This window comes from Ruminococcus sp. (assembly GCF_019417665.1).
In the GTDB taxonomy this organism is placed as follows: Bacteria; Bacillota; Clostridia; order Oscillospirales; family Ruminococcaceae; genus Ruminococcus_C.
In genome coordinates, this window is the sequence record NZ_DXUU01000036.1 from 1 (window position 1) to 6216 (window position 6216).

Here is a 6216-nt window from a genome sequence, read left to right on the forward strand (position 1 = left end):
TTTTTATTATACTTCTTTTAGAACTTGGTGTAAAGATACTGAACAGGCTCTTATAACTACCATCACTTTTTCTAGTAAATTGCCATATTTGACTTGGTGCTCCACTTTCATCACGCATTGTAACATTATTATCTGAATCACTGTTCAATGGTTTCCATGCTTCTGTATTGATAATATAGGCGCAAAAATCTGTTCCGACATCTACCGGAGATAGGTTATCATACCATGTTGACGTTCCAATATTACCGCCACTATAATTCGGTCTTACCACCGTATAACTACCACCATGCACACGAGGAGAACAAACTTTTCGGGAATACAGACTACTTGCACTACTAGTATTTCCGCCAATGGATTTCAAGGAACTGCCAGAACCAGAATAAACAATTTCCACATGCCCACTGAAAAATACAATATCCCCCGGCTGTGGTGACGATGTTACATTTTTGCCGCCAGCATTCAAAATTCTGGTTCTCAACCCGTCTACACCACCATACCTCGGGACAGCAGCACTTTGTCCAGCCAAGTCAGCACAGTCTGACACAAAATCAGCGCACCATTCTTCCGTATACCCAAGCTGGCTTCCTGTCTTTCCGGCTTGCGCCAATGCAACGTTCAAAATATCAGTTGCACCATCACCAGTTAAAGTGTAATTCGTCGAAAAATTTCCCTTCATCGACTGTGTTGCTTCTACTTTTGTGCTGGGCATCATAGAAAATGTCACCAAACATAAAACCACACTCACCAACACCGCAACGATCCGATTTTCTTTTGTTCTGAGCATAATATCCAACTCCTTTCGCACTTCACGAATAACCACATCTGATTATTCCAATAATATTATAATCTATTTAGGCTAAAATGTCAATACTTTTTAGTCATATGTGATAAAATTTTCTGAGAAAGGAGTGGCGTATATGGCTTTTTACCAACGAATCCGGGATTTGCGGGAGGATGCGGACAAAACACAGACCGATATCGCACAATATCTGGGCACAACAGCGCAGTATTACGGCAAGTACGAAAAAGGCGAGCGTGAGATCCCCTTTCTGCGTGCCATCCAGTTGGCGGAATATTATGACGTCAGCCTGGACTATCTCGCCGGACGCACCAACTTCCCCAAGGGCAGAGAAAATATGCCCTTTCAGGAAGAGGCGCTGCACATCCTGGAGAAATATGCCGCTCTCACCGAACGCAGCAAGGGCAGACTGGAACAATTCCTGGACGATCTCTGCGAACAGCAGAGCGAGGATATCTTTCGAAAAAAAGAAGCCTGATGACACTTTCCCGAAAATAGCAAAAGAGCGTACCGAAAACCAGCACGCTCTTTCTTTTTTTGTTCTAATCCCAATGCCGCAGCAATCCTCTTGCCACTAGACCCACACCGGCGGCGATCATACCGAACATAACCACATATTGCCACAGGCTCGCCGAAAGCGGCCGGAATCGCACCGATGTCAGCAGCGTCACCAGAATCGCCAGGATGCCGATGGCGACTACCACCCAGCCGACCCATTTGTGATCCATAAAAAACAACAGCCCAATACCGATCAGCAACGGTACCAGCATCAATCCCGTGGCAACGGAAGTACTCATCCCGAAGCTTCCCCAGAGACTGCCCCAGGAAAACGTCACCACAAAGGAATTCAACACCCAGTACACCCCTGCACCCAGCAGCACCAATCCAATGAGAAACTCCGCCAGCGGATGGGACGGTTTTTTCTCCGCCGCAGCGGATGAAGAACCTTTCGCTTTTCTTGCCTTTTTCCCGTCCGGCTCTGACTGTTTTCCAGCCTGTTCCTGCTGCATTTCCTCCTCCAGCTTTTTCAGCTTGCGTTCTATTTCGTCCATGTATACTGTCCCCTTCCCGTTTTCGTTTATGATACCATAGTTTACAGTTCTTGTCAAGCAAACGGCGGCTGCGGTTTTCCACTGCATATTTACCGCTTTTGCTTTTCCCGTATCGTCTTTTTCCCCGTTTTCATCTGCGCCGCATATGCCCGAATCGCCGCCTCTGCCTGCTCCACCTCTTGATGAAATTCATCCGCCGACACACGGAGAGCTCCATTTCCCAGAATAATTACCTGCTCCATGCCGTCTGATGTTGCCACCCGTACCCGGTGTTCCCGGCACAGCTCGTGAGTTGTCTTTTCAATGTAAGAATCTGCCGTTTCTGACTCCTTTGTGTAGACAATACTGATATTGCAGTATTGCTCCACCTCCCGGTGCTGTCCTTTTACTTTATAGGCGTCAAATACCAAAATCAGTTTGCACTGCCGATAGCCGCAGTAATTGCACATCTGGTGGATGAGCCGGCTTCGTGCCGCCTCCAGACTGTCCTTTGCCAGTTCTTTCAGCTCATCCCATGCGAAAATAATGTTATAGCCATCCACCAGCAGGTATTCCTCCCCGTCATAGACGGGATTTTTTTTGCCGTGATATGGCTCTGTCTCCTCCTTGGGCGTATACATCGCCTGCCGGGGATCCCGGTCGATCTTGCCGTAGGTACGCTCAAAGATTGCCATGAGTTCTTTGTCCTCCGCCAGACTGGATACATACCGTGCCGCACGGCTTGTCCCGGATACCGCTCCTTCCGGTTCTTTTTCCGGTTCAGGTGTGTAACAGCTGGGCAAATGCATGTGCTCCTGCACCTTGTCCCATTTCACTGCAAATCCAGCGCCGTGGGCGCAGAAAATGGAATCCGCTGTATTTTCTACATCGCTGTCGCAGTCGTAGCCAATAGCAGCCATGACCTCATCCGCATTCTGGCAGGGTGCATAACCCTTTGGCGTACAGCAAAGCCGTCCCTTGCCGTGGGAATATCCGGTGACAATGCTCTGATACCCCCGCATTTTCGCCACAGGTGCACTGCCTGTCATGACAGAACGTTCCCCGTCTGTCTCAGGTGGCTGGAAATCTGCGCCCATCTGCTGTAAGTCCGTCATGGCTCTTCCTACACATTCCGTGGGAAGTTCCAACACAAAGTCATACCACGGTTCCAGCAGTACGCTCTTTGCACGGCGCAGACCATTGCGCACAGCACGATAGGTTGCCTGACGAAAATCGCCGCCCTCGGTATGCTTCACGTGAGCACGTCCAGCGCAAAGGGTGATTTTCATATCTGTAATAGGCGAACCTGTCAGCACGCCCACGTGCACTTTTTCTCCCAGATGGGTCAGCACCAGCCGCTGCCAATTCCGTTCCAGATCGTCCTCCCGGCAATCGGATGCAAATTGCAGACCACTCCCCTGGGGCAGCGGTTCCAGAAGCAGATGCACCTCTGCATAATGGCACAACGGCTCATAATGTCCCACGCCCTCCACTGGTTCGGCAATGGTTTCCTTATAGGTGATCTGCCCGGCATCAAACTGCACCTCCAGCCCGAAGCGGTCGGCGATCAGCTTTCGGAGTACTTCCAGCTGCACCTCGCCCATGAGCTGCATCTGGATCTGCTGGGCATGAACATCCCACAGGAGATGGAGAGCCGGATCTTCTTCCTCCAGCTGGGACAGCTGCTTCAGAGCATCTGCCGGGTGTACCTGTTCCGGCAGCCGCAGTCCATAGCGCAGAACCGGTTCCAGTACTGGCACAGCCCCATCCTGTACAACACCAAGTCCCTGTCCGGCATAGGTTCTGGTCAGTCCCGTGACAGTGCAGACCATACCGGGCAATACTGTATCTGCCGTCTGAAACTTTGCCCCGGCATAAATGCGGATCTGGCTGATTTTTTCCGTCAGCTGCGCACCGTCCTGGGCAGAATAGGACACAGCGTCCCGAACATGAAGCTGTCCGCCGGTGACTTTCAGATAAGTCAGGCGGCTGCCCTTTTCATCGGCGGCAATTTTAAACACCTGTGCGCCAAAGGTATCGGGATAGGTTTTCTCTAACGTATACCGATCCAGTCCCTCCAGAAAGGCATCCACGCCTTCCAGCTTCAGGGCTGCGCCGAAATAACAGGGCACCACCTGGCGCCGTGCAATTCCCTCTGCCAGCTGTTTCCGGGAAATACTGCCCTGCTCCAGATAGGCATCCATCCATGTCTCATCATAGAGTGCCATGCGCTCATAAAAGGCATCTGTGCCATCGTCGGAAAAATCCGCACAGCAATCTCCCAGCCGTTGTTTCAGATCCGCCAGAACTGCCGTTTTTTCCGCACCGCTGAGATCCATTTTATTGACAAAGAGAAACACCGGCACATGATAACGTTCCAGCAATTTCCACAGGGTTTCCGTATGACTCTGCACGCCGTCTGTGCCACTGATGACAAGAATGGCATAGTCCAGCACCTGCATCGTGCGCTCTGTCTCTGCGGAAAAGTCCACATGCCCCGGGGTATCCAGCAGCGTATATTCCGCACCGTTGTAGGCAATACATGCCTGGTGGGCAAAAATCGTAATACCCCTGTCCCGTTCCATGGGATGGGTATCCAGAAATGCTGTCTGGTGATCCACCCGTCCCAGCTTCCGGATCTCCCCGGTACGATACAGCAGTGCTTCGGACAAGGTGGTCTTTCCCGAATCCACATGGGCGGTGATTCCTATGATCAATCGTTTCATATGGCACCGTGCTGGTTGTACCGCACGGCTTTTCACTCCTTTTTTTCAATTAGGAATGAGGAGTTAGGAACTAGGAATGGTGGTGTTCGTACCCTTTGGGTACGAACAGATTCAAAAAATGCAAGAATTTCTCTATATTTTAAGATCCATCGCCGTAGGCGATACCATCATTCCCCATTCCTAACCCCTCATTCCTCATTATAACACAAATCTTCATGTACTGCAAGAGCGAGAAAAGGCGTAGTATCAATAAAGAAATATAGCCCGAAAGCGGTTGATAAGAACTGCTTTCGGGCTTTATGATTCGTTTACTCGTATAGATCAGAATTCACTTATATTGCATACACCATCTGTGCATGAATTTTTCAGCATCATTTTCTATTCCTTTTTCTTTAATCACTTTATAATAATATTCACTTAACTTGTCATCAGATAACTTTACGATTTTTTCTCTTTCACCAAGATTATTCCTAATCAGATATTCTTCCATTGCTTCTATCCATACACGAGCTCTTGCCATATATGGTCACCACCTCCAAGTTCCGATTTATCTTAGTCAACATGATACATCAAAGCCGCCATTTTGTCAATCATAACGCCATAGCACTTCCGACCTGATGATCGGAAGTGCTATGCTTAAACTTTTTATAAGTGCAGACCTGATAGGTGCGTTCTATTTTTATATGAACACGCTCTGATTACATCAGATCTTCCCAGTGAATATCCGTTATGCCCACGGATACTTTTGCATAATAGCACAGGATCAGGTACGCATCATCGGCATCCACTGTGCCGCTCTGGTTCACATCTGCCTGCTGTATGACCTGCACCTCCAATGCCGCATTTTCCTGGAAGGTATACGCCGCATCTCCCACGGAATGCCGTGCATAATATATCAGTACCTGATATGCATCATCTGCATCCACATCGCCGTCCAGGTCTACGTCTCCGCGCACACCCATCTCTACAGACGGTGTAGTTGTCGTAGTCGTTCCGGTATCGCCGGTAGTATCCGACGTGGTATCCGTTGTCTGCAACGTTTCCGGAATGGTAATGGTGATCGTGTCAGTCTGCGTGGGATCTTCCTGTACAATAACGATCACGCTAACTGTGCCGCTGCCCAGAATGGTAAGCATACCACTATCATCCACTGTGGCAATGCTATCATCTGTGCTCCTCCAAATAAGATTCTTCGCATTGGTGGAATAGAGCAGACGGAAGGAATTGCCCGCATACAATTGGGATGTATCCGGTTTGCCAAGTTCGATATACACGCCCGAATCATTCTTAGTAGTTACGGTAGCCGTCGTTTCTGTGATAGCCGTTGTGTCAGTTGTCTCCGTGGTTGCTGTTGTATTTGTCGTAGTATATGTGGTTTCTGTCGTAGAAGTCGTGATATAGCTGGTTGAAGTGGTAGTCCGCTCAGACGTAGTAGTGTAGGTGGTTGGCATTGTCATCCAATCTGTCGTGGTGGTGTAAGTGGTCGGTGTTGTCATCCAATCTGTCGTAGTGGTGTAAGTGGTCGGCGTTGTCATCCAATCTGTCGTAGTGGTGTAAGTGGTCGGCGTTGTCATCCAATCTGTCGTGGTGGTGTAAGTGGTCGGCGTTGTCATCCAATCTGTCGTAGTGGTGTAAGTGGTCGGCGTTGTCATCCAATCTG

6 protein-coding genes are annotated in these 6216 nt (G+C 49.3%); 1 reads left to right on the forward strand and 5 read right to left on the reverse strand.

Annotation, left to right across the window (positions count from 1 at the left end):
- A partial coding sequence (locus QZ375_RS09785; protein WP_365728804.1) for a CHAP domain-containing protein occupies positions 1-784 on the reverse strand: 784 nt, incomplete at its 3' end.
- A 133-nt stretch (positions 785-917) separates the two neighbouring features.
- Between QZ375_RS09785 and QZ375_RS14295 the strand changes: the two genes are divergently transcribed.
- Positions 918-1277, forward strand: coding sequence for a helix-turn-helix transcriptional regulator (locus tag QZ375_RS14295; RefSeq protein WP_365728807.1), 360 nt, complete (start codon positions 918-920; stop codon positions 1275-1277).
- A gap of 64 nt (positions 1278-1341) precedes the next feature.
- Here QZ375_RS14295 and QZ375_RS09795 read toward each other — a convergent pair whose 3' ends face one another.
- From QZ375_RS09795 to QZ375_RS09810, 4 genes are all read right to left on the reverse strand, one after another.
- Positions 1342-1851: a hypothetical protein gene (locus tag QZ375_RS09795; RefSeq protein WP_295218465.1), complete on the reverse strand. Its 510-nt coding sequence runs from the start codon at positions 1849-1851 to the stop codon at positions 1342-1344.
- Positions 1852-1940: 89 nt separating this feature from the next.
- On the reverse strand, positions 1941-4556 hold the full coding sequence (locus QZ375_RS09800; RefSeq protein WP_295218467.1) for a TetM/TetW/TetO/TetS family tetracycline resistance ribosomal protection protein: 2616 nt from the start codon (positions 4554-4556) through the stop codon (positions 1941-1943).
- 328 nt (positions 4557-4884) lie between these two features.
- Positions 4885-5076 carry a hypothetical protein gene (locus QZ375_RS09805; protein WP_295218469.1) on the reverse strand — a complete coding sequence of 64 codons (192 nt, stop codon included), beginning with the start codon at positions 5074-5076 and terminating at the stop codon, positions 4885-4887.
- Between the two features lie 178 nt (positions 5077-5254).
- Positions 5255-6216, reverse strand: a 962-nt coding sequence (locus QZ375_RS09810; RefSeq protein ID WP_295218471.1) for a hypothetical protein, incomplete at its 5' end; no start/stop codon positions are given.

Coding starts and splice junctions, on each gene's coding strand:
- QZ375_RS14295 (WP_365728807.1), top strand. CDS start 918: ATGGCTTTTTACCAACGAATCCGGGATTTGCGGGAGGATGCGGACAAA.
- QZ375_RS09795 (WP_295218465.1), bottom strand. CDS start 1,851: ATGGACGAAATAGAACGCAAGCTGAAAAAGCTGGAGGAGGAAATGCAG.
- QZ375_RS09800 (WP_295218467.1), bottom strand. CDS start 4,556: ATGAAACGATTGATCATAGGAATCACCGCCCATGTGGATTCGGGAAAG.
- QZ375_RS09805 (WP_295218469.1), bottom strand. CDS start 5,076: ATGGCAAGAGCTCGTGTATGGATAGAAGCAATGGAAGAATATCTGATT.